We start from the raw sequence: 26173 nt of genomic DNA on the forward strand, positions 1-26173 counted from the left end.
ACAGATGTCAAAAATAGTGATTGCATTAGGTGGAAATGCGTTAGGAAATTCTTCGAAAGAACAATTGGCAAAAGCACAAACCGCTGCAAAATCCATTGTTGATTTAATTGAACAAGGCCATCAAGTGGTGATTGCTCATGGCAACGGGCCACAAGTTGGCAAAATTCGCTTAGCTTTTGAGGAAACGAGTCAATCTCCAGAAGATGTCGTGCCGTTTCCTGAATGCACAGCAATGAGCCAAGGCTATATTGGCTATCATTTACAACAAGCAATTGATGAAGAACTAGTAGCCAGAAATTTAGGGGAACAACCAGTTGTTACGTTAATTACACAAGTCGTGGTGGATCCAAAAGACCCAGCGTTTACAAAACCAACAAAACCAATTGGTGGTTATTATGACGAAGAAACAGCCAAACAATTGATGGCGGAAACTGGGAACGTCTATCAAGAAGATGCGGGTCGAGGCTGGCGACGGGTAGTTCCTTCGCCAAAACCAGTTGATATTTACGAAAAGGTTAGCTTGCGAACACTTGTTGATGCAGGACAGATCGTAATTGCTTGTGGTGGTGGCGGGGTTCCTATTGCCTATGATGGTCCAGTCTATCATGGTGTAGATGCAGTCATTGATAAAGACTTTGCGGCAGCTAAAATGGCTGAACTCATTGAAGCAGATGTTTTTGTGGTATTAACTGCAGTAGAACATGTTTTTGTTAACTTTGGTCAAGCAAATCAACAAGCTTTGACCGATGTTACGGTTACGGCAATGCAACAATATATAGAAGAAGATCAATTTGCGCCAGGTAGTATGTTACCTAAGGTGGAAGCGGCCATCAGTTTTGCAGAAAGTAAACCAAACCGCCAGGCGATTATCGGGCTTTTAGAATTAGCTTCGGAAGCAATCAAAGGAGAAAGTGGTACACGAATTACACAATAAATTCTCAGTATTTAACTTTCACAAAAGACTAAAACATACGCATTTAGCGGACTAACTTAATCGTTAGAGAGTAGGACATCGGTCGTTTTGACGGATGTCCTACTCTTTATTTTGTCTTTTTAACGAACAAAACTGTTAGTTGTCATGCAAAAATAAACATAGTAAGATAATCTTTAAATGGTATAGGAGGATAAAAATGTCTAAATTTTTTAAAGTAATCGGAATAATTGCTGTTTTGTTAGTCATAATAGGCGCTGCAGCGTATTGGTTTATACTCAAAAAGTTCACTCCTGAGGCAGAAACCCCAGCAATGTACAATCAAGAGAGAATCGTTAAAACGATTGAAGACCAATTAAAAGAAACAGATGTACAAAAAGCTCGTACCAAAGCACCGTTGATTATTGAAAAAAATATCACTGAATTACAGCAAGCGATTGCCAACGGAACATTGACCTATGAAGAACTTACGGCGTTTTATTTGGACCGTATTTTACAGTTCGATCAAATAGATAATGGTATGAACAGCATCTCTGAAATCAATCCGCAAGCAATTAAGGAAGCAAAGGCATTTGACCAGCAAACCTCTCAAACACCGAAGAAGCCTTTGTATGGTATTCCTGTGACTTTGAAAGAAAATATAAATACGACCAACATGATTTCGAGTGCAGGAGCTTATGCCTTACGCACGTTCAAGCCTAAGGAAGATGCGGAAGTAGTTAAGAAGTTAACAGAGGCGCAAGCTTTGATTTTAGGAAAAGTAAACTTATCTGAACTAGCGAATTATATGTCAATGAAAGCACCAAGTGGCTATAGTTCCAAACATGGACAAACACTTAATCCTTATGGGCCACTCAAAATAACACCTTCAGGTTCAAGTTCTGGGAGTGCGGCTAGTGTGACGATGAATATCGGCGCCTTCTCTTTAGGCACTGAGACGATGGGATCGATTGTTTCCCCCGCTTCTCATCAATCAGTGGTTGGTTTTAAACCGACCCACAGTTCAGTAAGTGGCGAAGGTGTTTTACCATTGGCACCATCATTAGATACAGTTGGCCCGATTGCCCGAAGTGTCGTTGATGCTGCACAAGGCTATAATGCGTTTAAGAAAGACAAGGTTCCGAGCATTGATTCAACGAAATTTACTAAAAATAACTTACAAGGTCAACGCATTGGGTTGCTAGAAATGCCAAGTGCTGAAGAAGAATTTGCGACTGCTAAAAAGGCCCTCCAAAAAGCTGGAGCAGAAGTGATTCCGGTAACGCCAGACATGGAAGGGATTGATGGCGGGGCAGTTATTTCCAATGAATTTAAGTTTGCATTGGAAGAATTTGCGAAACGTTATGACTTACCATTTAAAACACTGGAGGAACTAATTGCATATAATCAACAAGATAAAAAGGTTCGTGCCAAGTATGGGCAAGATTTATTAGAAGCAGATGTTAAAAAGAAACAACCAGATAAAGAAATCATTCAAACAACCATTAAAAAAGCACAGCAAACGTTTGATGCGTTGCTAAAAAAACAACAATTAGACGGATATGCCTTTATTGATTCTGAAGGTACGGGTTTAAGTGCCGTGGCAGGATATCCTGAATTGACGGTTCCTTTGGCGAAAAACAGTGAAGGACAACCTTATGGGCTGACTTTTACACAAACTGCCAATAAAGAGCAAACGTTATTTGAGCAAGCTTACAGCTTTGAACAAAGTACAAAAGGACGGATAGTGCTTTCAGACAACGAGCTATTGGCAAACAGTAAAAAAATAAGTAGAGATGAGCAGTAAAGGGAAACTAGGAATGGCGAAACATCCGTATCAAACCTAATAAAGATAATCGACCTACAAATGAAAGAAAATTATTTGTAGGTCGATTATTTAGGTGAGTCGTTTTTTTTTTGCTTTTTTAGGCGAATGTTTTCATGTAATAAGTTAATAAGTGGCCAGATTCGAGAAATAAGGCCGTCAATTTTTAAGCATTTCAATAAAAAGAGTGAACGATGGCTGTGTTTGAAGCATAAATATGTGCGGTTGCTTCCGCTTTCGCAACATTAATTTGGAGCGCTACCGTCGTAAAGGGTTCTGCAGCAGGAATTATTAGATGGAAACAAATCCATGACTACATAGAAGATTAAAACAAGATGAAGAAAATATTGTGGCAATAAAGGATATCAGAAAGCTTACGAAATAACTATATGTAGTGTCTTTTTTATTTTTTTAATCAATATATAGTATTAAAATCTTCTTTTTATTCCGAAATCTGATTGACTTGTTTTTTAAAACGCAGTACTCTTATTGAGACGTCAACAGAGAAAAGTTTGGTTTTAGGAAGGTCGGAAATTTGTCGTGAATAAGAATTTTTTGGTGAATGATTTTAAAGGTTGGGAAACGAGAAGTTACTTGTTTTTAGCTTTGATGGCGGGGGTACAGTTGATTGCATTTGCTATCAATCCGTCGAATTGGATTACGTTAGTAGGTGGTTTAGCCGGCATCATTTGTGTGAATTTAATTGCCCAAGGAAAAGTCAGCAATTACATTTTTGGGTTAATCAGTGCAGTGATTATTGGCTATTTTGGGTTAGTGACACGGGTATATGCCGAAGTTCTTTTACAAAGCTTCTATATTATTATGGACATTACAGGGCTTTATGCTTGGCTTCGGGCTAGCGAGGATGGCTCGGGTCAAGTAACCGACGTAAAAGTTTTAAAAGGTATTCAGTGGTTGTATGCCTTTTTCACGTGGCTGCTCATTGGCGTAGCTGCATATATTTTGTTAGGTTTTGTAAATGATGCGCAACAAACATTAGATGCAATCACGTTCAGTGTTTCAGCGACAGGGATGTTATTGATGATTAAACGTTATCAATCGCAATTCGTGTTTTGGCTACTAGGAAATATTTTTTCAATTTTGTTATGGTTCCGAGCAGGGACGCACGCTGGTGGTGATTATGCGATATTTGTTATGTATTGTATGTATACTTTTAACTCAATTTTTGGTATGTTTAATTGGTTGAAGATAAAAAATAAAATGGAAAAAAATAGGTAGGGAGTTCGATGGCAGTGATTGTTTTAGCAGGTACGATTGGCGCTGGTAAATCTAGTTTAACAGCTTTAATTGCAAACCGTTTAGGTTCAGAAGCCTTTTACGAATCAGTTGATGATAATGAGGTATTACCTTTATTTTATGCGGAACCGGAAAAGTACGCATTTTTATTACAAATTTATTTTTTAAATAAACGTTTTGATAGTATTAAACAAGCATTAACGCATGAAAATAATGTATTGGATCGCTCGATTTATGAAGATTCATTACTTTTTCATTTAAATGCAGATTTAGGTCGTGCCAACGAAACAGAGGTCAAAGTGTACGATGACTTATTACAAAACATGCTCCAAGAATTGCCTTATGCTGCGCATAAAAAAAGACCTGATTTGTTAGTTCACATTCGTATTTCATTTCCCAAAATGTTAGAACGCATCAAAAAACGTGGCCGTCCTTATGAACAAATTGAGACAGATCCAACGTTGTATGATTACTATCAAATGTTGAACGAGCGTTATGATCAATGGTACGAAGACTATGATGAAAGTCCTAAAATTCAAATTGATGGCGATAAATATGATTTTGTCGAAGATCCTGAAGCGTGTCAATATGTCTTGGCATTAATTGAGAAGAAAATTGAAGAATTAGAAAGATAAATAAAAAGAAGCAAGTCCGGACTTGCTTCTTTTTGACTTAAAATGTGGATAGATAGGCTAAAGTTGCTACTAAATAAAGGAGTGTAGTGCTAAATTATAGAATCGGATTTTAACCTTCCCCTAAGTTAAAATCGGATAATCTATCTATCGACAGTTTAAGTTTGTATAAAATAGCGGTAGCTATTATCAACGAAGTCATTCATCGGTTGACCTGACTTCTCTAGAAGTATACCATCGAAAATAACCGACAGTTGTTCAAAATTTGGACTTAGTAAGTGTAAATTTTGATTGAAAGTTTCTGTAAATCAATCATTTATTCAAAAAATAATGCTCGAAAGAAGGAAGATAAATGAGCCAAATTTGGTTTGAACGCATTCTACGTTGGCGCAAAAAAGCGCAACGATTTTTACAAGGACGTTATGCCCGGTTCGATGAATTGAATCGAACGCTGTTGCTAACAAGTGTCGTGCTGGCGCTTATCAATATTTTTACTGGCTATCTTTGGGTTCGATTATTGATTTTAATCACAGTCGCCTACGTGTATTATCGCTTTTTTTCAAAACATATTCACCCGCGATTGAATGAAAATCAACGGTTTATTCTTCGAAAACAACGCCTAATGCAAAAGGTTCATGCTTTTCGCAAGCGACACCTGACTCAGAAAGAGTATCGTTATTTTAAATGTCCAAAATGTCAGCAGTCATTACGTGCGCCGAAAGGACGAGGAACAATCAAAGTCACTTGTTCAAACTGCCAAAATCAATTTATCAAAAAAGTCTGACCTTCTGTGTTTTTTGGTCTAGGCAACTTTCGGACTTGTGGTATACTTGAGAAAAGAAACCATTGGATATTCTAAAAGGGGAATATCTTGTTAAAAAAGGAGAGAAAAAACAATGGAAATTAAACGCCAACAAGAAATTGTTGAAGCGTATCACTATGATATGCGAGTACCTGATTCAGAAGTAGAGACAGATTTACGTGTCAGTTTTTCACCAATTGAAGTAGAAGAAGAAAATTATCCAGAAAATAGCTCAGCACTTGTTGCTCGCTTAGAATTTCGAATTGTCTTTGACGAATTTGTTTTATCAGGGGCGATTAGCCAAATTAATCACATTATTGATCGTAAAATTGAAAAACAAGAAGATATTTCGCAAGAAGAAGTCGATGAACTTGTGCGTCCTTTATTTAGCATCGTCGAACGTTTATCTTATGAAGTAACTGAAATTGCTCTGGATCGTCCAGGTGTTCAATTGAATTTTCAACAATCAGAAGAAGCTTAAACTTTAAAAACAGCGTTTATAACGGATTCCGTTACAAACGCTGTTTTTATTCTTGTGAAGATTTAGCAACCAAAGCTTTTTTAAACTGTTCATAATTTTTTGTAGCGATATCCACATAAGCAATCGGCTGACCAACTTTGGTGATTTTTTCGGGAAGATAGGGAGCGAGCATTTCATTGTACAAAATGAACGCAGCTTCTGGTACTTCCTCTGAAAGAACATCATAACTGATAAAGTCAATTTCATAGGTTGGTTGAAAAAAGGCTTTGATGTTTTGCTGCTCTTTGTTTGAAAAGAGCCAAGGACCTCCATTTGCAGGGCTCCCAACATACAACATTGCTCCATCACGGTTGACAGAAAGGATCCAACAAATTTTTTGCATACGCTTACACCTCCTAGAACTAAGTATACCACGTCAGCTTAAAAGAAAGAGGACAAAAAACAAATTATTTTTACAGTGACTAGTAAAACAACGCTTGGTGATAGTTTTAAACTATCGCAACGGTTATTTTCTATCAAAAAGTAAGCAAATTATCCCACTATTTGTTATAAAATAAGGTACAATAGAACTATCACTGGAAACAGTTTGCTGTTTTCAGGGTATTTACTGGAGAGTGAGTACCGGGAACCTTTACTTCCTTTGATGTACTTGTCATTAAAAACATAGGGAGGAACTAAAATGACAACATTCATCACTGTATTAGTGATCCTTGCATTTATTGCTGTGTTATTCGGTTTCTACCAAATGCAAAAGAAACATTTAAAATTCTCAACACGTGTCTTTTCAGCATTAGGCGTGGGGATTGTTTTAGGTGCAATTATTCAATTTGCTTTTGGTACAGACAGTAAAATTACTACGCAATCAATGGAATGGATCGGGATTGTAGGTAATGGTTATGTAGCGTTTCTACAAATGCTCGTAATTCCGTTAGTATTTGTATCTATCGTAGGTGCATTTACAAAAATGAAAGAATCCAATAAATTAGGAAAAATTAGCTTTAATGTGTTAGCCACCTTACTAGGAACAACAGCAGTAGCTGCCTTGGTGGGGATTGGAACAACCTTAGCGTTTGGTCTTCAAGGGGCAAAATTCACGCAAGGTGCTGCAGAAACGTCAAGAATTGCCGAGTTAGCGACGCGTCAAGATGCGATTCAAGATTTGACGATTCCACAACAAATCGTTTCATTTATTCCTAAAAATGTCTTTGCTGACTTTGCGGGAACACGACCAATGAGTACCATTGGGGTGGTAATCTTTGCTGCGTTTGTTGGTGTCGCTTATTTAGGCGTTCGTCGTAAAGCGCCAAAAGAAGCTGAATTTTTTGCAAATTTAATTGATAGTTTATATAAAATTACCATGCGAATTGTTACCTTAGTTTTACGCTTAACCCCTTATGGCGTGTTAGCGTTAATGATTAATGTTGTAGCAACAAGTGATTTTGTTGCGATTATTAACTTAGGTAAATTTGTGTTGGCATCGTATGTGGCCTTAATTATTGTTTTTGCCATTCACATGTTGATTTTAATTACTTTAAAAGTCAATCCAGTTACGTATCTAAAAAAAGTTTTTCCAGTCTTGAGCTTTGCTTTTACTTCTCGTTCAAGTGCAGGAGCTTTACCATTAAATATTGAAACACAAACCAAAGCACTAGGTGTCGATGATGCCACAGCAAACTTTGCTGGTAGTTTCGGTTTATCTATTGGACAAAATGGTTGTGCCGGCGTTTATCCAGCTATGTTAGCAACCATCGTTGCACCAACTGTTGGAATTGATGTCTTTAGTTTACAATTTATTTTAATGTTAGTAGCAGTTGTCACAATCAGTTCATTTGGCGTAGCCGGTGTCGGCGGCGGAGCAACCTTTGCTTCTCTAATCGTTTTAGGCGCAATGAACTTGCCAGTTGCAATTGTTGGTTTGGTAATTTCGGTTGAACCACTTATTGACATGGCGCGGACAGCTGTTAACGTTAACGATAGTATGGTTGCAGGTGTGTTAACAAGTGCTCGTATTCATGAATTAGATCGTGATGTCTTAAATGATCGCGACGTTGTCTTAGATGCAAATATCTAAATCAATAAAACGAAAAGTGTTTGAGCAATGTCTTGCTCAAACACTTTTTTTGGATTTTAAGCGAAAGTGCAGTAATTATTTAAAAGAACGTATATAATAAGTTGTTAACTAAATTCAAAAGGACGTGAAGGAATGTTTTCAAACCAAGTAAAGATTATGTTATATGTGAATAATGTTGAGGAATCTAGTCAATTTTGGCAAACGTTTGGCTTTGTTGAAAAGGAAAGAGAGGAAGTTGACGGCACATTGGTGGTAGAAATTGCACCAAGTGAATCAGCAGAAGCGATTATTGTTTTATATGATTTGGCCTTTATTCAAAAACATTCACCAGAAGTGGCGGGGAATACCCCTTCTCTAATGTTTGCTAGCGATGATATCATTGGTCTCTATAAAAAAATGCAAGAGGCTGGCGTTACTGTCGGTGAAATGGTTCAATTGCCAACAGGCTTAGTTTTTAATTTTGCAGATAACGATGATAATTACTTTGCTGTGATGGGGCAAGAAAGTAAATAAAAAACAGCTTGGCACCAGAATCTAGATTGATTCTGGTGCCAAGCTGTTTTTTATAAAAGTTGAAAGTTTTATAAATTTTACTAAAAACTGTAATTTTCATGAAAATATAGCGTATGATAATGCTGTTAATAGAATAGGCGGAGGTAAGCGGTATGCGTAAACGACATGCAAAGAAAAGACATGGAGGAGTGAATTGGCTTTTTATAGTATGTTTGTTGGTGGTGATTGGTGGTAGTGGTTATTTAATAAAAACGTTCTTTTTCACTAGAGATTCACAAGTTAGTCAAGAATCGAAAGTGGTCTTGGAAGAAGATCGCCGAAGTGATAATTATGCGAATTTAACGAAAGAAATAGTTGCACCAGATAGTGGCGAACTTGATCAAAAAATTCAAGAAACAAATTATATTGGTTCGGCTTTGATCATTAAAGATGATCAGGTTTTAGTAAATAAAGGATATGGCTTTGCCAATTTTGAAAAGCAACAAGCCAACACGCCAAACACAAGGTTTCAGATTGGTTCAATTCAAAAATCTTTTACCACAACCTTGATCTTAAAAGCGATTGAAGAAGGTAAACTTACATTAGATACAAAACTCGCTACGTTTTATCCGCAAGTACAAGGTGCTGAGGACATTACGATTAGCGATATGTTGAATATGACAAGCGGTTTGAAGTTATCAGCAATGCCTAATGATATCGTTACCGATGAAGAAATTATTCAATTTGTTAAACAAAATACCATTCAAGTCAATAAAGGAAAATACAATTATTCCCCAGTAAATTTTGTCCTTTTAGCAGGAATGTTAGAGAAAATGTATCAACGTACCTATCAAGAATTATTTAATAAATTTTATCACAAAACGGCTGGTTTAAAGAATTTTGGCTTCTATGAAACCTTATTGGAACAGCCCAATAATTCAACAAGTTATAAATGGACAGAAGATAATTCATATAACCAAGTGCTCTCAATTCCCGCAGCTAGTTTTGCCCATGAATTTGGGACTGGGAATGTGGATATGACGACAGGTGATTTGTATTGGTACTTACATCAATTAATGAGTGGACACTTAGTTTCCACCGCACTTTTGCAAAAATTATGGACGTCTTCTCAGCAAAGTTCTTATCATGGCGGCATCTATGTTCATGATAATTATTTACGCTTACACGGCGTTGAAGCGGGTCAACAAGCCCTGGTTTTATTTTCAAAAGATATGAAAACCGGGGTCATATTGCTAACTAATTGTGTGAATCCAGCGAAATACAAAGAATTAATTGGTTCGTTGTTCCATGATGTAACCAATTTAACTGTTAAATTTTAAAGCAGAAGCAACAACGATCACTCCAAAGCCTTTTTAGGTTTCTTCTGAGAGACTTTATATTAAAATAAAGGGAAGAACGATCAAAGGGAGTGACGAAGATGAAGCAATCAAAAAATAAACAAGTTGTTATTGGTGAATCAACGGAAAAAAACATTTATCTTCAAGATATAGAACAGGAAACGCAAGCTTTTATTCTCCAAAACAATCCACAATTGACAGCTGAATCGATGATTACATTGGCGGAGTTACTTAATTATCGTTTGGATTACATGAAACAATTGGTCGCAAATGATTCTGAAAAAATCCAACAACTGAATGAATTGGTGGTTCAACATATCAAAGAAGATAAGCTGATTTCCAATAATATGAATGAAAAGATGGAAAAGAAATTAACCTTTGGCCAACGAGCAGCGGATACCATTGCTAAATTTGGCGGTAGCTGGGTGTTTATTGGCTTCTTTTGCTTCGTGTTGATTGCTTGGATCGTGATTAACTCTACCACTTTATTGGGACAACCATTTGACAAATATCCTTATATTTTGCTAAATCTCGCCTTATCTTGTTTAGCAGCTATCCAAGCACCGATTATTATGATGAGTCAAAACAGACAAGAAGCCCGTGATAGAGAACAAGCGAATAATGATTATAAAATTAACTTAAAAGCAGAAGTAGAAATTAATTTATTACATGAGAAAATGGATTATATTATCAATAATCAACTAGAAAATTTGGTGAAAATCCAAAATATTCAAATTGAACTTTTAGGTGAATTGCAAGAACAACTCGCCGCGACTTCTGAAAAGGAGTAGTATATAGAAGAGGTCGGGATAGAACCGTTTAGCTCCGAGAACCAAGTAGGTACTGTTCAACATCTATTTGCTTTGCAAATAGTGTTTCTCAGCAATAAGAAGGAATTTCCGAAAATTGTCATAAAACACAACGAGGTACGAGTTGATGTTGCATGATACCTACCCGGTGCTCTTTAATTTTTGGAGACCAAGTAGGTATTGTTCATCATCGAATCACTACGTTCTTCGTGATTCTCAACACTTGGAAGGATTAAGATACGCCGAACACTTGTGTGAGAAAGTCAATTTCGGCTTATTGTTTTCTCGCCAAAGGCTCGTCACAGTTTTATCCTTGTAAGTTCCGAAGGACCTTCACCAAGTAGGTACGATGATTTCATCTGTTCATGCTTCACAGTGAAACATCGCAACTCTTAGAGCTGTAGCTCTTTTGAAGGCTGTACTGTGACGAGACGCATGTCGAGAAAACACCTTAGAAGTTGTTGAGATCGGAGCAACGCGTAGTGTTGGTTCTGTTCCCGCCGTTTATTAGGCTTTTTTTATTGTGTGTAAATACACAAGCAAAATAATCGCTTTCCCTTTTTTATTCACCGTATAATGGGATAGAATGACTTTATACAAAAGGGGAAAACAAGATGAAATACCAAGTATTACTTTATTACAAATATACAACAATTGAAGATCCAGAAGCTTTTGCGAAAGAGCATCTAGCTTTTTGCAAATCATTAAATTTAAAAGGCCGTATTTTAGTAGCGACAGAAGGGATTAACGGAACGTTATCTGGTACTGTCGAAGAAACAGAAAAGTACATGGAAGCAATGCAAGCAGATGAGCGCTTTAAGGATACATTCTTTAAAATTGATCCAGCAGAAGAAATGGCGTTCCGCAAAATGTTTGTTCGCCCACGTTCTGAATTAGTGGCGTTGAACTTAGAAGAAGACGTTGATCCATTAGAAACGACGGGGAAATATTTGGAACCTGCAGAATTTAAAGAAGCCTTACTAGACGAAGACACTGTTGTAATCGATGCTCGTAACGATTATGAATATGATTTAGGTCATTTCCGTGGTGCCGTGCGCCCAGATATCCGTAGCTTCCGTGAGTTACCACAATGGATTCGCGAGAACAAAGAACAATTTATGGATAAAAAAATTGTTACCTATTGTACTGGCGGGATTCGCTGTGAAAAATTTTCTGGCTGGTTATTAAAAGAAGGATTTGAAGATGTTGCTCAATTGCATGGTGGTATCGCCAACTATGGAAAAAATCCAGAAACACGTGGCGAACTTTGGGACGGCAAAATGTATGTCTTTGATGACCGAATCAGTGTCGAAATTAATCATGTTGATAAAAAAGTTATTGGGAAAGACTGGTTTGATGGAACACCTTGCGAACGCTACATTAACTGTGCAAACCCAGAATGTAATCGTCAAATCTTAACTTCAGAAGAAAATGAACATAAACATTTAGGTGGCTGCTCATTAGAATGTAGCCAGCATCCTGCCAACCGTTATGTAAAAAAATATAATTTAACAGAAGCAGAAGTTGCTGAACGTTTAGCTTTGTTAGAAGCGGTTGAAGTATAAAAATAATAAAAAAATAAACAAAAAAACTTCGAAAATTATTTTTTGAAGTTTTTTTGTTTATTTTTTTGTCTTTAAAAGTGTTGATTTTAAAGCTTTCTTAGCTGAAACCATTTTATTTTTTAAAAGCGTCTGAAAAAAATAAAAAAATCTAATAAATATTTCTTTTATATAATGTTTATTGGCTGGGCCAGTCAATGTTGAAAATGGGGAAGGAGGAATTCAGATGAAAATCATAAAAAGGTTTAGTTTGGTATGTTTAGGGCTGTTGATCATTGGGTTGCAAACAAAAAGCGTTATGGCTGAAGAAAATAATTATGAATCAAATGGTCAAGCGAGCTTCTATGGCACCTACGTTTATGAGAATGAAAAAGAGTCAAATGACGTAGCGTATACCCAACAATCAGAAGAACAGGGAAGAAACAATTTAGCTGCTTCTGGACAAGCAGTTTTACCTAAAACAGGCGAGTCTGAAAATCCACTGTATTCCTTGATAGGAGTTAGTTTGTTGGGGGTAGTCATTTATTTAATTAATAAAATGAAACGAGAGAAGGAGCTTATTTAATGAAAAAAACTGTTTTACTTACATCGGCAACCATACTTTTAGGCGTAGGGTTTCAAGCAATAAACGCATCAGCAGCAGAAACTTTTCCGAAAGAATACAATACGGAAGGCACAATTACTTTTGAAGCAGGCGATAACGAAATCACACCGCCAGTTGATCCAGAAAATCCCGATCCTACTGATCCAGTAGACCCAATTGATCCTCCAGGGCCAGGAACGGGTGGTGCCTTATCAATTGATTATGGGTCAAAATTTAAATTTGGTACACAAAAGATTTCTACGGCAGATCAAACGTATTATGCTGCGCCAGATGAAATGAAAGATGGTTCAAAAAAACCAACCTATGTACAAGTAACTGATAAAAGAGGAACGTTAGCAGGATGGAAACTAACGCTTTCCCAACCTGAACAATTTAAAACAGCTACTGGAGAGGAACTAGTCGGCGCTCAATTAACGTTTACAAAGGCAGAAGCTGCCTCAATGGTGGATGAAAAATATAAACCTACTGAAGTCAGTAGTACTATTTCCCTAACACCTGGTGTAAATAATAATCTAGCGATGAACGCTAAAAAAGAAACAGGTGTTGGGACTTGGGTTTATCGCTTTGGTTCAAATGAAGCAACAAATAAAGAAGCTGTCCAACTATTCGTTCCCGGAAAATCTGTAAAGCTTGCACAACAATATTCAACGAAGTTAGTTTGGGCATTAGAAGATACGCCCGCTAATAATTAAATAAAGGAGAAAAGCAATGAAAAAACAATTCACAGGAATCGTTCTATGCAGTACATTTGCAGTTGCTGGTTGGTCCTTACAAGCGAAGGCAGAAGAGCCAAAAGAGTATCGTTCGAATGGTTTAGTAGAATTTATTCCGAACGTAGATCCGACAGACCCGGTTGATCCAGAAAATCCCGATCCAGAAAAGCCAGTCAAACCAATTGATCCAACAGACCCAGAAGGTCCCAATCCTGGTACCCAAGGACCGCTGTCTATTGATTATGCTTCAAGTTTTGACTTTGGGAAAAATCGTATTTCGAATAAAGACCAAGTATATTTTGCAAGAGCACAGCAATATCAAGAAAATCAAAAAGATACACCAAATTTTGTGCAAATTTCTGATAATAGAGGAACCAATAGTGGTTGGTCTTTAACGGTTACGCAAAAGGAGCAATTTAAAGCAACAAAGGCTACTTTAAATAGTCAGTTGACAGGTGCGCAAATTTCTTTAACTAACCCGACTGTTAATAGTAATGCGCAAAATGTTGTGAAACCAGAGGCAACAAATAAGATTGCCCTTGTTCCAGGGACCGCATCGCTAGTGGCAGCTGCGAAGCAAGGAACTGGTGCGGGAACTTGGGCTACTTATTGGGGCAAAGTAGAAGTGGTTGCAGAACGCGATGAAACCAATACGGTACACAATGTTAATGTTACAAAAGATGTCGCGCTATCAGTACCAGGGTCAACCCCTAAAGATGCCGTGAAATATCAAACAAAATTATTGTGGACGTTGACGGATGTACCAGGAATTTAAAAAGTAGAGGTGAAGAGAGATGCGAAACAAACAAAGCCTAGTCTTTTTGGCAAGTAGTTTATTCTTACTACTCCTTGCGCCTATTACTAGCGAAGCGATTAGTAATCCTTCGACAAATATCAACGAAGTCAATCGGGAAATAGTGGAGGAATCGGCCAATGATCAGGCAACTAGCGCTCCTTCTCACTCGGAAACATTAGAGCAAGAACCTTCCCTAGAAACGACAACAACAACCGATAATCATCCAGCAGAAACAGACCAATCAACGGCTACTTTAGAACCTAGCAAACAACAAAAGGATGACGATAACAGTGTAACGGAATCGGCGATAGTTGAACCACAGCCGCGCATGTTGGCTGCGCCATACGCTACTTCATTGCCTGATGATCCTAATATCATTCCAATCGACAAGGTATTTCAAGAGCCAATTGGAAATGCAACAAGTATTTTAGAAGGTGGGAAGTTATTACAACTAAACCCAGCTGTTAAATCACAAAAAGGAGCTATTTGGTCAAAAAAACCAATCAGTTTATTGTCGGATTTTACCTTTAAAAGTTATTTGTATTTAGGAAACGAGTATGCAAATGCTGGTGATGGTATGACCTTTACCTTAACGAATGATCCTAGAATGTCCACAACGCCTCAAGAAGTCATTGGTTCACCTGGGATGGGAATCGGTGCATACTCCACGAAAGCTGGTCAACCTTATGTTAGAAATGCCTTATCGATTGAGTTTGATACCTATAAAAATACTGGTAGTTCCAACCGAATGGACCGAGAAATTTCACAAGATAAGGGAAATGGGCATTTAGCTTTTGTCACTCCGAAAGCTAATAACAACAGCTATACAGGGGAGCATTCAGGCGTCACCGTTGCGCCAACCTATCTATCTAATGGAACCTGGCGCATGTTGACTGTTCATTGGAATGCCGCAGCCAAAGCATTAACATATGATTTAGAAGGTGTGGGCACGAATACGTATGTAGTTTCAGATTTAAATGCACAATTTGGCGCAACAACGGTTTATTGGGGCTTTACATCTTCCACAGGTGGCAAATACCAAGAGAATGCTTTAGCAATGACACAAATTCCTACCAACGTTACGTCACAAGCAGCCCTTAGCGTGAACGGTCAGGAGTTTAGCTCAGCTGTTGAAGCAGTGAAAAATGATCAGGTGAGACTACGGAATACGTTGAATATTGACAATGACTTTATCGAAGATCGTCAACCGCAAGTAAGCATTGACTTACCTGATGAATTAGCATATGAAGAAAATTCATTAACGATTGATGGTAAAAAGGTAGCAGCCAAAGATCTGACACAAACAGGGAATCACTTAACAATTACTTTAAATGACTACCTAGTTTTAAAGAAGGACATGATTATTGAATTAAAAACAACCCTTCAAGATAATACGCCCGAAAAAGTTTTAACTATGAACTTTGACTATTATGAAGAAGGAACCTTACTGCAAAAGTCAAATAATGTAACGATTACTATTCCTAAACCAACAGAAAAAACAGTAACCGTTTTTTATAAAGACGCGGAAGGTAAAGATATTGCTCCACCTAAAAGTGTAACAGGGAAAATTGGTGCACCCTATCAAGAAAAACCCCTAGATATTTCTGGCTATGTTTTTACAAAAGACTCAGGCAATGCGGAAGGAACAATGACAGAGGAAACAAAAGATATTTATTTTTACTATCGTTTAGGGGAACTATATTTTAAAGAGGCACCAAAACAGATTACTTTTGGTACGGAAAAGATACGTAATCAACCACTAATTAAACTTGGGCATCCCACCGAAGGACTCAAAGTCGTGGATGAACGTAACGCAAATAATTGGCGCTTGCAACTAAAGCAAACGCAACCGTTAACGAATGATTCAATTGTAATGCCAGATGTTTTTTCTTTCGTTTCAACTGCTGGAAGCTCTCAGATTACAAATGAGGCAATTACGCTTTTAGAAAGTAATCAGAAAGGTGAAACAGATTTAACAGCATTACTTGATGAATCAAAACAACAAGGAATTCAAATCAATGTTCCTGTAGCTTATCAAAGAGTTGGAACATTTAAAGCTCGTTTATCTTGGGCGTTAGAAGACGTACCAGGAAATTAAAGAAAAGAATGGAGAAAAGAAAATGAAAAAAGTAACAACAGTATGTTTATCCACATTTATTTTAGGGAGCTTAGGCATGACTTCTCAAGCCTTTGCAGAAGATGGCGGTAGTTATACATCTAATGGTATCGTAGAATTTACACCAAGTGAAGATCCAACTAATCCGGTTGACCCAACGGATCCAACTAATCCAGTTGATCCTATTGACCCAACAGATCCTGAAGGTCCTAATCCAGGAACAAACGGTCCGTTGTCAATTGATTATGCGTCAAGTCTAGACTTCGGTGTTCAAAAAATCACGTCGAAGGATCAGACTTATTTTGCTGCTACCCAAAAATACAAGACGGTAGGCGCAACCGATGAAGTCAAAGAAGGGCCTAACTATGTCCAAGTAACAGATAACCGTGGAACCGAAGCTGGCTGGTCATTAAAAGTGAAACAAGAAGGACAATTTAAATCAACTTCTGGTAAAGAATTGACTGGGGCAGCTATCACGTTTAAAAACGGAAATGTAGTGACTGCTTCAGATTCAGGTAAACCAACAGGCCCAGCCACAATCACGTTGAATTCAGATGGTAGTCAATCAGATGTAATGAGTGCAGCAAAAGGAAACGGTGCAGGAACTTATTTATTTGATTGGGGAACAGATGCAACTACAGCTGCTAAAAGTATTGAGTTAACTGTTCCAGGTTCTACAACCAAATACGCTGAAAAATACGCCACAAAATTAACATGGACGTTGACAGACGCTCCAGGAAATTAGACGAATTTTAAAAAGAAGAATAGCGGGGAACATGGTTACCTGCTATTCACTACATATAGAAAAGGAGTAAATAATTTGAACAGAAAAAAACAACGATTTCTTTTTTTTCCGATACTACTAATTCTTTTAGCGTTAGTACCTAGCAATGGTTATGCCAGTGAATTTAATTTTGCGGTTACGCCTATTCCATCAGAAAAACAAGTAGATAAAGAAAAAACTTACTTTGATTTATTACTAGCACCAAATGAAGAAACTGAGTTGAAAGTGAACTTACGCAATGATACAGATAAAGAAGTAAAGGTAGGTATTTCCATCAATAGTGCCATTACCAATTCAAATGTAATCGTGGAGTATGGTGAAAATAAGGGAAAAAAAGATCAAAGTTTAGCGTTTGATATAAAAGACTATGTTCAATACCCTAGCTCAGTTCGTTTAAAACCGAAAAGTGAACAAACGGTTTCTATTAACGTCAAAATGCCTAATACACCCTTTGATGGAGTGTTAGCTAGTGGTATCACTTTTAAAGAAGAAATGTCGGATGAAGGCAAACGTCAAGACGATAAAAGTCAGGGGTTATCCATTAAAAATGAGTATTCGTATGTCGTCGCATTATTGATGCAACAAAACAAAAAAAAGGTTGAGCCAAATTTACTTTTGAAAAAAGTCTCACCAGGACAGATTAATGCTAGAAATGTGATTTTAGTCAATCTACAAAATGATCAAAAAACATATATTAACCAAGTTGCCTTTTCGGCAGAGATTACCAAAAAGGGGCATGAAGAAGTTTTATATAAAGAGGAAAAAGCAAACATGCAAATTGCACCAAATACCAATTTTTCTGTTCCCATTGCGCTAAAAGGGCAACCGCTTAAGCCAGGAGATTATCATTTGTCTATGACCGTTGTTGGGAATAAAGATGCTGCAGGCTCATTTAAAAAATCAATAAACAATGAATCGATATCTTTTAGAAATCAATGGCAATTTGAAAAAGACTTTACAATTAATGGCGAAGTTGCCAAAGAATTAAATGAAAAAGATGTGACCTTAAAAGAAAATCATTCAAATTTATATTTGCTGATTGGCTTACTACTATTATTGATAGTGATTTTAATCATTGCCTGGTTGATTTGGCGAAAAAAGAAACAGGAAAAAAACGAAAGAGAAATATAAAGAGTAGTTAATTTTTGATTTGATTATCGGCAACGTTTTTGTTTGTTTTTGCTTATCAAACATGCAGTTTATTCAACAAACCTAACTCAAAAAAAGAAATAATAAGAAGGAGTATTGTTAAATATCGTCTGATACCACTTTACTAGTTATATTTTTTGTTTTGTTATGTAGCTAAAGTATTTGGCAATATATGTGAGAAAAATGGATAAATACAAACATTTACTATTATGGAGTACATTGTTACTCTCGTTTTTTCAAGTAACCACTGTGCAAGCAGCAGAAGAACGGAATCCAATTTATAATCCGACCAATCCAACAGAAGAAATTTATCCGATTGAGAATACTGGCACACCAGAAAAAATGGAAGAAACAAATGAAAGTACTATTACTAGCGAAACGCAAGCGGAAGAAAGTAGCGAAGACGTTAGTAAAAAAGAAGTGACAACCAATAATCCAAAAACAAATGAAGAAAGGCCTTCTTCCAAGAAAAGTCAGCATCAAGTATTTTTCACGGATGAATTATTTGATGCTAGCCATATCACCATTGTACCAAATAGCACAGGCGGTGCTGGAACGGAGGGGCAAAACACTTTTTACTTGAATTTCATACGGGAATTAGTAGGAACGGCTATTTATGGGAGAAAGAACTGATAAATGATGAATTATGAAATTTTTTTAAATAAAGAAGATCAACGAAGTTATTCCTTGCTAAGGCATTTAGAAGAAAGTCCCACGCTATCAGGTACTTTTATTGCACTTCGCGAAGAATTATCAATGTCGAATTTTTTAGTCAAAAAAACATTAGAAAAATTAAAAGCAGATATTGACAATCTAAAGTTAAGCGACAGCTTAACTTTAGTCGTTTCTGATGTAGATGTTACACTTGAAATTGATGGAAACTATTCAAGTAAACTTTTGCTCACGAAATACTTAACAGAATCGCTCTCTTTTAAATTAGTGTTGTCTTACTTTAGAGGGAATTATAGTTTGACAAAGTTTGCTGAATGTAATCATGTCAGCACCTCTGTGGCGTATAGTACCTTACAGCGGCTAAAAAAAGCCTTAAAGGAGTATCAGATCTATTTTAGTAAGCGGGAAATTGTCGGCAATCAAAAAGCAATTTCATTTTTTTTGTATAAATTGTTCACGCTTTCCAATCAACCAATTTCCGAACTATATTCGGTAAAAGTTTATAATGAAGCGAAACGTGTATTACAGTCTGTTGAGTTAAACTATACTTTCACCACCTATGAGCGACGCAATTTTTTCCATTATTTAGCTATTATGATTAACAACGAAGGACGTGCGGTGGAAGGGATCGATACGCGTGCACTGAATACATTTTCAGAGGAACTAATAAAAAAATCGCAAGTGGCATGGGCATTGGCCTCAAAATCATTAACGTATACGATTGTTTTTTTCTTATATTTGCATGGCAAACTAGAGAAAAAATATGTCATTCACGAAGATCCTACGATTGAAAGCCTAACTCGTGTTTTCATTGGAAGTTTTGAAAAAGCATTTAATTGTTTAGAGGAGTCAACAAGGAATACTCTAGAAGAAGGGTTAGCAATTATTCATTTCAATGTTATTTACTTTCCGATTAATATGTTTGACGATTTTGAAATGGATTTACAGTTTTTTAAGCAAACATATCCGGAATTTTATTTTTATTTAATTGAATATATTCGTTGGTTAACAGCAAAACATAAAAAAATTGCGAAAGCCAATCACTGTTTGTTTTTTAACTATCTATTGTTGCTAATTAATCATGTTCCGGTTCATTTAATTGCAGAGCCAGCCAAGGTCCTAATTGATTTTTCTTATGGAAAAGAGTATAACCAATTCATCAAAAAAAATTTATCCGTCTATGTGAATTTGAATGTAGAAATTATTGACCCGTTATCAGATACCTTACCAGATGTGGTGATTACCAATTTAAATAACTTGTATCAAGAAGAACAGAGTAAAGTTATGGTTTGGCTGGATCCACCTCGTTCGATTGATTGGGTCAATTTAACGCAATCATTATTGACTATTCAAGAAGAAAAATATCAACAACAAAAAGAATCGACAAAGACAAGCGGTGATCCTATTGAATAGAATCATCGCTTGTCTTTGTGTTTAAGTCTTTACAAAACCACCCAAGTGTTTTATAATATGAATATACATTCATATGAATAGAAAAACATTAATGAGGAGGCGCATAACAATGTCAAAACAAACAGGTGCACACACACATGAAGAAAAAGGTAAAAACGTTCCAGTTATTCTCTTTTTTACAGGATTGGCTCTTTTCTTTATCGGTTTATTTTTAGGGAACATGCTCTTAATGAAAAATATTCTTTTCTCATTAGCTGCTATTTTAGCTGGTTATCATATTATTGGGGAAGGCTTTGGAGATACGTATCGGGATACGAAAAACAATCGAAAGTTTTCGCCTAATATTCATTTGTTAATGACCTTAGCTGCAGTTGGTTCAGCATTAATGGGAAGTTTTGAAGAATCAGCATTGTTGATTTTGATTTTTGCGGCGGCGCATTTCCTTGAAGATTATGCCCAAGGCAAAAGTCAACGTGAAATTACAAAACTATTAAATTTAAATCCAACAGAAGCTCGCCTGATAACAGACGACGGCTCAATTCAAACTGTGTCAGTTGAACAATTGAAGATTGGTGACCGCGTGCAAGTCCTCAATGGTGCGCAAATTCCGACAGATGGCGTCGTGATTGAAGGAAGTACCGCTGTGGATGAATCATCTATTAATGGGGAAAGTATTCCCAAAGAAAAAAATAGTGGGGACCCAGTTTTTGGTAGTACCATGAACGGTTCAGGCACAATTGTTGTTGAAGTAACGAAAGATAGTTCAGAAACAGTTTTTGCGAAAATCGTACAGCTCGTGAACCAATCACAAGAAAATCAATCGGAAATTGCAAGCAAAATTAAACGATTTGAACCAAAATATGTCACACTAGTTTTAGCAGTTTTTCCACTAATTGTTTTAGGTGGCGCATTACTTTTCCAATTGACTTGGGCTGAAAGTTTTTACAGAGGCTTGGTCTTCTTAATTGCTGCCTCCCCTTGTGCTTTAGCAGCGAGTGCCGTTCCGGCAACTTTATCAGGAATTTCCAATTTAGCGAAACAAGGCGTTTTGTTTAAAGGTGGCTCATTCTTATCAAATTTAGCTGAAGTGAAAGCACTCGCTTTTGATAAAACAGGCACACTAACAAAAGGCAAACCTGAGGTCACAGATTATCTTTTTGTTGATGGCTTAGAAGCTCGCCAAGACGAATTAGTAGCTGTTTTAACAAATATGGAGAAAAAATCCAATCATCCATTGGCGACGGCGATTGTTAATCGCTTTGAAGCAGAAACAACGGCTTTAAATTTAGAAGTAGAAAATATTGTCGGGGTGGGTTTAGTAACGACCATTGCAGACACAACTTTTAGAATTGGTAAACCATCTAGTTTCGAACAAGTACCAACAATCATTGAGAAACAAACAACGAAATTAGCGAGTGAAGGCAAAACGGTAGTGTACTTTGCCGAAAATGAACAAGTGATTGGTTTAGTGGCATTGATGGATGTTCCTAATGAAGAAGCAATGAACGCCATTCACTATTTCAAGTCACAAAATATTGAAACAACAATGATTACAGGAGATGCAAAACTTACTGGTGAAGCAGTTGGTCGCTTAGTAGGCGTGGACCAAGTTTTTGCTAATGTTTTACCTGAGGAAAAATCAGCGATTGTTGATCAATTAAAACGCGAAGTAGGAATGACAGGGATGGTTGGTGATGGCATTAACGATGCGCCCGCTTTAGTGAATGCTGACATCGGAGTGGCGATGGGGGATGGTACAGACATTGCTATCGATGTTGCAGACGTGGTAGTGATGAAAAATGATCTTTCTAAATTAGGCTATGCTCACCGTGTCTCAAAACGCTTGAATAAAATTGTGCAGCAAAATATTATTTTTTCAATGTTAGTGGTAGCAACGTTAATTATCTTGAACTTTTTAGGTATTGCGAATATCGCATTTAGCGTACTTATTCATGAAGGAAGTACCTTAGTGGTCATTTTTAATGGCTTGCGTTTATTAGTTAATACAAAATAAGTCAAATAGTCATTTGCAAGAAAGGAGAGAAAGCGATGAATTCTTTAAAAATGATTGAACTTTCTCTCACCGACGTTGTCATTCGGATGGCTCTAGCCGTGGTTTTTGGAGCTTTGATTGGGTTAGAAAGAAGTATTAAAAGAAAAGGCTTCGGTATCAGTAGTAATGCCATTTTATGTTTGGCCTCCTGTACGATTTCCATTTTACAGATTCAATCGGTGGATATTTTAGTCGATGTGGTGAAACAAAATAGCCCCTTGGCGTCCATTATTTCTATGGATATTACACGATATGGCGCCCAAGTGATTAGTGGTGTAGGCTTTCTCGGTGCGGGGATTATCGTTTTTAGAGAAAGGAAAGTCTCTGGGTTAACGACAGCAGTAATGATGTGGAATGTTACTATTATTGGTTTAGTCATTGGGATGGGCTTTTTAACCATTGCGTTTATCAATCTCGTGGCGACTTTGCTAGTATTAGCTCTGGCCCATTTTAAACGAAAAACTCCTTTAAAACGATTGCAGCTTATCGTAAAAATGAAGGAACCCATGATTAAAGAAAGCCGCCTGCATGAACTACTTCAAGCTTCTTTAGAAAAAGGGGAGCGCTTAGTAGAATTGACTTTGGAATCCGAACAAGAGGCAGTGACAGCAAAGATTTCTTATGTAGGCAAAGAAGATTTCTGGCATTCCAACTTGCACCATCTCTTAAAAGAAAAAGGCCACGTTCAATCTGTCTCTGTCACAGAAACAATTTAACCATAAAATAAAGCACTTGGGCGCTAGCGCGCGCCAAGTGCTTTTGTTTAAATATTTAATACTTTATCTAAGAAATCTTTTGTTCGAGGGTTTTGAGGATTTTCAAAGACTTGCTCTGGCGAACCATCTTCTAGGAAGTTACCGCCATCAATGAACATTACTCGGTTAGCCACTTCTTTTGCAAAGCCCATTTCGTGAGTAACTATGACCATTGTCATTCCTTGTTTTGCTAAATCTTTCATTACACCAAGAACATCGCCAACCATTTCTGGATCAAGAGCTGATGTTGGCTCATCGAAAAGCATAATATCAGGATTCATCGCTAACGCACGTGCAATTGCGACACGTTGTTTTTGACCACCAGATAAAGAATCTGGATAGGCATCTTTTTTATCTGCCAACCCAACACGTTCTAAAAGTTCTAACGCTTTTTTCTCCGCTTCGTCTTTTGACAAGCGACCTAAATCGGTTGGTGCTAAAACAATATTTTCTAAAATAGATAAATGTGGAAACAAATTGAAATGTTGGAAAACCATGCCGATATGTTGACGGACTTGGTTGATGTCCGTATTTTTATCTGTCAAGTTCGCACCATCAATAATAATGTCTCCGCTAGAAGCTTCTTCTAATTGATTCAAGCAACGTAAAAAAGTACTTTTACCAGAACCAGAAGGACCGATGACGCAGACTACGTCGCCTTCGTTAATAGAAACATTAATGTCGTTTAAGACCGTGTTGTCACCATATTTTTTTACTAAATGTTCAACTAAGATTTTTTCAGTCATATTAGTTCACCTTCTTTTCAAGGTTTTTCGCTAATTTAGTTAAGCTAGTAATTAAAATTAAGTAGATTAACGCAATAACGAAGTAAACCATTGTACTTTGTAATGTCCGAGCAACAATAATTTTTCCTGTTTGTAGTAGTTCGATTAAGCCAATTGCTGAAAGGATAGTTGTATCTTTCAATGAAATAACAAATTGGTTAATGAATGAAGGAATCATAATGCGAATCGCTTGTGGTAAAATAATTTTTTGCATTGTCCGATTATAGGAAAGACCTAAACTTCTTGAAGCTTCCATTTGGCCAACTGGAACAGCTTTGATTCCGCCGCGCACAATTTCAGAAATATAGGCACTGGCATTTAAAGTTAATGTGATAATCCCAGCAATGAAGACCGGGATATTAAAGCCAAGCACACCAGGTAATCCGAAATAGATGAAGAACGCTAAGACCATTAAAGGAATTCCACGAATTAAATCAACATAAATGGTTGAAAGTACACGTAATGCTTTGATTGGTGAAACGCTGAATAATCCGAAAATAACGCCGACAATTAAAGCAAGTACGAAGGAAATCAACGTTAATAGAATCGTCATCCATAAACCGTGTAACAATTGTTTCCAGTTGTTTTGCATGAAGCCAACAAACGTAGATTCGTCAGCTGTTTCTTCTTTGGCTTCGTTGCCATCTTTTACGTAAGTGCCGATAATTTTATCGTATTCACCTGTACGTTTCATTTCTTTTAAGCCTTCGTTAAACATTTCAAGTAGTTCAGGATTTTGCCCTTTTTTGACAGCAAAACCGTAAGAACCACCTTTTTCACGAGGAATTGGTGTCGCTAGTGGTTGATTTTGCGCAACCCCATAGCCAATGACAGGATAATCATCCATCATGGCATCAACTTCGCCAATTTCTAATGCACTGTATAATGCATCAGTTGTGTCTAAATACTTAATTGAGTAATCATATTTCTTTTTATTTTTTTCTAAGAAATCAGCACTTTCAGTACCAATTTTTACGCCGACTTTTTTGCCTTTTAAATCATCATACGATTTAATTTTGTCATTGCCTTTTTTGACCGCAATTTGAATACCGCTATCAAAGTAAGGAACAGAGAAGTCGAAGGCTTTTTTACGATCATCCGTAATCGTCATGCCTGCAACCATCCCATCTGCTTGACCAGATTCAACAGCTTGGACAGCAGAACTAAAACCAATAAATTTAAATTCAACAGTAAAACCTTGCAATTCAGCTGCACGTTTGACTAAATCTACATCAATTCCGACATAATCGCCTTGGGCATTTTGAAACTCAAACGGAGCAAATGTAGAATCACTAGCAATCACATATTTCTCTTTTTTAGGAGTGATTTTTTTCATCTGTTCGCCAGCGTCTTGTGTGTTTGTTTCATCGCCTGTCGCTAAGTAGTTGTTTAAAATTTTATCATAAGTACCATTGTCTTTAAGATTTTTCAAACCAGCGTTGAACTTTTTGATTAATTCAGGGTTTTGACCTTTTTTCACTGCGAAACCATAAGAACTGCCTGTTTCTTTATCGCCAACTAATTGCAATTTTTGGCCATTTTTCACTGCGTAGCCCAATACAGGATAATCATCAACGATTGCATCCGCTTCGCCGTTTTCTAAGGCTTTATAAAGACCCGTTGCATCGTCAAAATTTTTGATGGTGTAGTCATATTTCTCTTTATTTTTTTCAAGGAAATTGGCACTTTCAGTTCCAACTTTAGCCGCAACCGTTTTGCCTTTTAAATCATCATATGATTTAATTTTGTCGTTTCCTTTTTTTACCGCTAATTGTAAACCGCTATCGAAGTATGGATCTGAAAAATCAAAGGATTTTTTTCGCTCATCCGTAATACTCATTCCAGCAATCATGCCATCAATTTGTTTAGACTGAATCGCTTGGACTGCACTATCGAAGCCTAATGGTTTTAAATCCACTTCAAAACCTTGATCTTTGGCAATCGCATCTAATAAATCAACGTCAATACCAATGTATTTTCCTTTTGAGTCTTGGAATTCAAAAGGGGCGAATGTTAAATCCGTTCCAATTGTATATTTCTTTCCTTCTGCATGTGCTGAAGTGCCACTAATGAATGTTAGCAGAGTTACCATCATCACAAAGAAAGAAAGTAAAAAGTGTTTCCTTTTCATAAA

The 26173-nt window shown here is 36.9% G+C and carries 24 protein-coding genes; 21 read left to right on the top strand and 3 right to left on the bottom strand.

Annotated elements, in window-relative coordinates; genetic code table 11:
- Nucleotides 1-4 precede the first annotated feature (4 nt).
- The 6 genes from arcC (at nucleotide 5) to IGL86_RS02450 (ending at nucleotide 5907) form a co-directional block, all read left to right on the top strand.
- Nucleotides 5-934: a carbamate kinase gene (gene arcC, locus IGL86_RS02425; RefSeq protein ID WP_002366182.1), complete on the top strand. Its 930-nt coding sequence runs from the start codon at nucleotides 5-7 to the stop codon at nucleotides 932-934.
- Between the two features lie 196 nt (nucleotides 935-1130).
- Complete coding sequence (locus tag IGL86_RS02430; protein ID WP_033625947.1) at nucleotides 1131-2717, top strand: amidase family protein; 1587 nt, start codon at nucleotides 1131-1133, stop codon at nucleotides 2715-2717.
- A gap of 558 nt (nucleotides 2718-3275) precedes the next feature.
- On the top strand, nucleotides 3276-3974 hold the full coding sequence (gene pnuC, locus IGL86_RS02435; RefSeq protein ID WP_033625944.1) for a nicotinamide riboside transporter PnuC: 699 nt from the start codon (nucleotides 3276-3278) through the stop codon (nucleotides 3972-3974).
- 8 nt (nucleotides 3975-3982) lie between these two features.
- Complete coding sequence (locus IGL86_RS02440; RefSeq protein ID WP_002355594.1) at nucleotides 3983-4627, top strand: deoxynucleoside kinase; 645 nt, start codon at nucleotides 3983-3985, stop codon at nucleotides 4625-4627.
- A gap of 349 nt (nucleotides 4628-4976) precedes the next feature.
- The gene (locus tag IGL86_RS02445) at nucleotides 4977-5408 is read left to right on the top strand and encodes a hypothetical protein (protein WP_002361265.1); all 432 of its coding nucleotides are present in this window, start codon (nucleotides 4977-4979) and stop codon (nucleotides 5406-5408) included.
- Between the two features lie 112 nt (nucleotides 5409-5520).
- Complete coding sequence (locus IGL86_RS02450; RefSeq protein WP_002358717.1) at nucleotides 5521-5907, top strand: DUF1149 family protein; 387 nt, start codon at nucleotides 5521-5523, stop codon at nucleotides 5905-5907.
- A 46-nt stretch (nucleotides 5908-5953) separates the two neighbouring features.
- Here the strand turns inward: IGL86_RS02450 and IGL86_RS02455 are convergent, their stop codons facing one another.
- Nucleotides 5954-6289, bottom strand: coding sequence for a hypothetical protein (locus IGL86_RS02455; protein ID WP_002355597.1), 336 nt, complete (start codon nucleotides 6287-6289; stop codon nucleotides 5954-5956).
- Nucleotides 6290-6586: 297 nt separating this feature from the next.
- On the opposite strand from IGL86_RS02455, the gene IGL86_RS02460 reads away from it, so the two are divergent.
- From IGL86_RS02460 to IGL86_RS02530, 15 genes are all read left to right on the top strand, one after another.
- Complete coding sequence (locus IGL86_RS02460; RefSeq protein WP_002355598.1) at nucleotides 6587-7978, top strand: L-cystine transporter; 1392 nt, start codon at nucleotides 6587-6589, stop codon at nucleotides 7976-7978.
- 132 nt (nucleotides 7979-8110) lie between these two features.
- Nucleotides 8111-8491: a VOC family protein gene (locus IGL86_RS02465; protein WP_002358720.1), complete on the top strand. Its 381-nt coding sequence runs from the start codon at nucleotides 8111-8113 to the stop codon at nucleotides 8489-8491.
- 152 nt (nucleotides 8492-8643) lie between these two features.
- Nucleotides 8644-9810, top strand: coding sequence for a serine hydrolase domain-containing protein (locus IGL86_RS02470; protein ID WP_010713877.1), 1167 nt, complete (start codon nucleotides 8644-8646; stop codon nucleotides 9808-9810).
- 98 nt (nucleotides 9811-9908) lie between these two features.
- Nucleotides 9909-10619 carry a DUF1003 domain-containing protein gene (locus IGL86_RS02475; protein ID WP_002425487.1) on the top strand — a complete coding sequence of 237 codons (711 nt, stop codon included), beginning with the start codon at nucleotides 9909-9911 and terminating at the stop codon, nucleotides 10617-10619.
- 632 nt (nucleotides 10620-11251) lie between these two features.
- Nucleotides 11252-12202, top strand: coding sequence for a rhodanese-related sulfurtransferase (locus tag IGL86_RS02480; RefSeq protein ID WP_002358723.1), 951 nt, complete (start codon nucleotides 11252-11254; stop codon nucleotides 12200-12202).
- A gap of 178 nt (nucleotides 12203-12380) precedes the next feature.
- Nucleotides 12381-12764, top strand: coding sequence for an LPXTG cell wall anchor domain-containing protein (locus IGL86_RS02485; RefSeq protein ID WP_002355604.1), 384 nt, complete (start codon nucleotides 12381-12383; stop codon nucleotides 12762-12764).
- On the top strand, nucleotides 12764-13495 hold the full coding sequence (locus IGL86_RS02490) for a WxL domain-containing protein (RefSeq protein WP_002361269.1): 732 nt from the start codon (nucleotides 12764-12766) through the stop codon (nucleotides 13493-13495). The genes IGL86_RS02485 and IGL86_RS02490 overlap by 1 nt, the downstream gene beginning before the upstream one ends.
- A gap of 16 nt (nucleotides 13496-13511) precedes the next feature.
- Nucleotides 13512-14291 carry a WxL domain-containing protein gene (locus IGL86_RS02495; RefSeq protein ID WP_002413654.1) on the top strand — a complete coding sequence of 260 codons (780 nt, stop codon included), beginning with the start codon at nucleotides 13512-13514 and terminating at the stop codon, nucleotides 14289-14291.
- A gap of 19 nt (nucleotides 14292-14310) precedes the next feature.
- Nucleotides 14311-16410, top strand: a complete 2100-nt coding sequence (locus IGL86_RS02500; protein ID WP_033625605.1) for a lectin-like domain-containing protein — start codon at nucleotides 14311-14313, stop codon at nucleotides 16408-16410.
- A gap of 22 nt (nucleotides 16411-16432) precedes the next feature.
- Nucleotides 16433-17173: a WxL domain-containing protein gene (locus IGL86_RS02505; protein ID WP_002375974.1), complete on the top strand. Its 741-nt coding sequence runs from the start codon at nucleotides 16433-16435 to the stop codon at nucleotides 17171-17173.
- Nucleotides 17174-17248: 75 nt separating this feature from the next.
- Nucleotides 17249-18343: a DUF916 and DUF3324 domain-containing protein gene (locus IGL86_RS02510; RefSeq protein ID WP_033625604.1), complete on the top strand. Its 1095-nt coding sequence runs from the start codon at nucleotides 17249-17251 to the stop codon at nucleotides 18341-18343.
- Between the two features lie 201 nt (nucleotides 18344-18544).
- Entirely contained in the window at nucleotides 18545-18994 is a 450-nt protein-coding gene (locus IGL86_RS02515) for a hypothetical protein (RefSeq protein ID WP_010775629.1), read from the top strand.
- A gap of 3 nt (nucleotides 18995-18997) precedes the next feature.
- Complete coding sequence (locus tag IGL86_RS02520) at nucleotides 18998-20446, top strand: helix-turn-helix domain-containing protein (protein ID WP_002358731.1); 1449 nt, start codon at nucleotides 18998-19000, stop codon at nucleotides 20444-20446.
- 109 nt (nucleotides 20447-20555) lie between these two features.
- The gene (locus IGL86_RS02525) at nucleotides 20556-22460 is read left to right on the top strand and encodes a heavy metal translocating P-type ATPase (protein ID WP_010775630.1); all 1905 of its coding nucleotides are present in this window, start codon (nucleotides 20556-20558) and stop codon (nucleotides 22458-22460) included.
- A 35-nt stretch (nucleotides 22461-22495) separates the two neighbouring features.
- On the top strand, nucleotides 22496-23215 hold the full coding sequence (locus tag IGL86_RS02530; RefSeq protein ID WP_033625603.1) for an MgtC/SapB family protein: 720 nt from the start codon (nucleotides 22496-22498) through the stop codon (nucleotides 23213-23215).
- Nucleotides 23216-23262: 47 nt separating this feature from the next.
- On the opposite strand, the gene IGL86_RS02535 is transcribed toward IGL86_RS02530, so the two are convergent.
- Nucleotides 23263-24000, bottom strand: coding sequence for an amino acid ABC transporter ATP-binding protein (locus IGL86_RS02535; RefSeq protein ID WP_002355616.1), 738 nt, complete (start codon nucleotides 23998-24000; stop codon nucleotides 23263-23265).
- Nucleotide 24001: 1 nt separating this feature from the next.
- Entirely contained in the window at nucleotides 24002-26170 is a 2169-nt protein-coding gene (locus tag IGL86_RS02540; protein WP_002355617.1) for an amino acid ABC transporter substrate-binding protein/permease, read from the bottom strand.
- Between the last annotated feature and the right edge of the window lie 3 nt (nucleotides 26171-26173).

It is taken from the genome of Enterococcus sp. DIV0774 (genome assembly GCF_050539095.1).
Taxonomy (GTDB): Bacteria; Bacillota; Bacilli; order Lactobacillales; family Enterococcaceae; genus Enterococcus; species Enterococcus faecalis.

Coding starts and splice junctions, on each gene's coding strand:
- IGL86_RS02445 (WP_002361265.1), top strand. CDS start 4,977: ATGAGCCAAATTTGGTTTGAACGCATTCTACGTTGGCGCAAAAAAGCG.
- IGL86_RS02535 (WP_002355616.1), bottom strand. CDS start 24,000: ATGACTGAAAAAATCTTAGTTGAACATTTAGTAAAAAAATATGGTGAC.
- IGL86_RS02460 (WP_002355598.1), top strand. CDS start 6,587: ATGACAACATTCATCACTGTATTAGTGATCCTTGCATTTATTGCTGTG.
- IGL86_RS02440 (WP_002355594.1), top strand. CDS start 3,983: ATGGCAGTGATTGTTTTAGCAGGTACGATTGGCGCTGGTAAATCTAGT.
- IGL86_RS02480 (WP_002358723.1), top strand. CDS start 11,252: ATGAAATACCAAGTATTACTTTATTACAAATATACAACAATTGAAGAT.
- IGL86_RS02515 (WP_010775629.1), top strand. CDS start 18,545: ATGGATAAATACAAACATTTACTATTATGGAGTACATTGTTACTCTCG.
- IGL86_RS02475 (WP_002425487.1), top strand. CDS start 9,909: ATGAAGCAATCAAAAAATAAACAAGTTGTTATTGGTGAATCAACGGAA.
- IGL86_RS02505 (WP_002375974.1), top strand. CDS start 16,433: ATGAAAAAAGTAACAACAGTATGTTTATCCACATTTATTTTAGGGAGC.
- IGL86_RS02465 (WP_002358720.1), top strand. CDS start 8,111: ATGTTTTCAAACCAAGTAAAGATTATGTTATATGTGAATAATGTTGAG.
- IGL86_RS02520 (WP_002358731.1), top strand. CDS start 18,998: ATGATGAATTATGAAATTTTTTTAAATAAAGAAGATCAACGAAGTTAT.
- IGL86_RS02470 (WP_010713877.1), top strand. CDS start 8,644: ATGCGTAAACGACATGCAAAGAAAAGACATGGAGGAGTGAATTGGCTT.
- IGL86_RS02430 (WP_033625947.1), top strand. CDS start 1,131: ATGTCTAAATTTTTTAAAGTAATCGGAATAATTGCTGTTTTGTTAGTC.
- IGL86_RS02500 (WP_033625605.1), top strand. CDS start 14,311: ATGCGAAACAAACAAAGCCTAGTCTTTTTGGCAAGTAGTTTATTCTTA.
- IGL86_RS02540 (WP_002355617.1), bottom strand. CDS start 26,170: ATGAAAAGGAAACACTTTTTACTTTCTTTCTTTGTGATGATGGTAACT.
- IGL86_RS02490 (WP_002361269.1), top strand. CDS start 12,764: ATGAAAAAAACTGTTTTACTTACATCGGCAACCATACTTTTAGGCGTA.
- IGL86_RS02525 (WP_010775630.1), top strand. CDS start 20,556: ATGTCAAAACAAACAGGTGCACACACACATGAAGAAAAAGGTAAAAAC.
- IGL86_RS02455 (WP_002355597.1), bottom strand. CDS start 6,289: ATGCAAAAAATTTGTTGGATCCTTTCTGTCAACCGTGATGGAGCAATG.
- IGL86_RS02450 (WP_002358717.1), top strand. CDS start 5,521: ATGGAAATTAAACGCCAACAAGAAATTGTTGAAGCGTATCACTATGAT.
- IGL86_RS02530 (WP_033625603.1), top strand. CDS start 22,496: ATGAATTCTTTAAAAATGATTGAACTTTCTCTCACCGACGTTGTCATT.
- IGL86_RS02495 (WP_002413654.1), top strand. CDS start 13,512: ATGAAAAAACAATTCACAGGAATCGTTCTATGCAGTACATTTGCAGTT.
- arcC (WP_002366182.1), top strand. CDS start 5: ATGTCAAAAATAGTGATTGCATTAGGTGGAAATGCGTTAGGAAATTCT.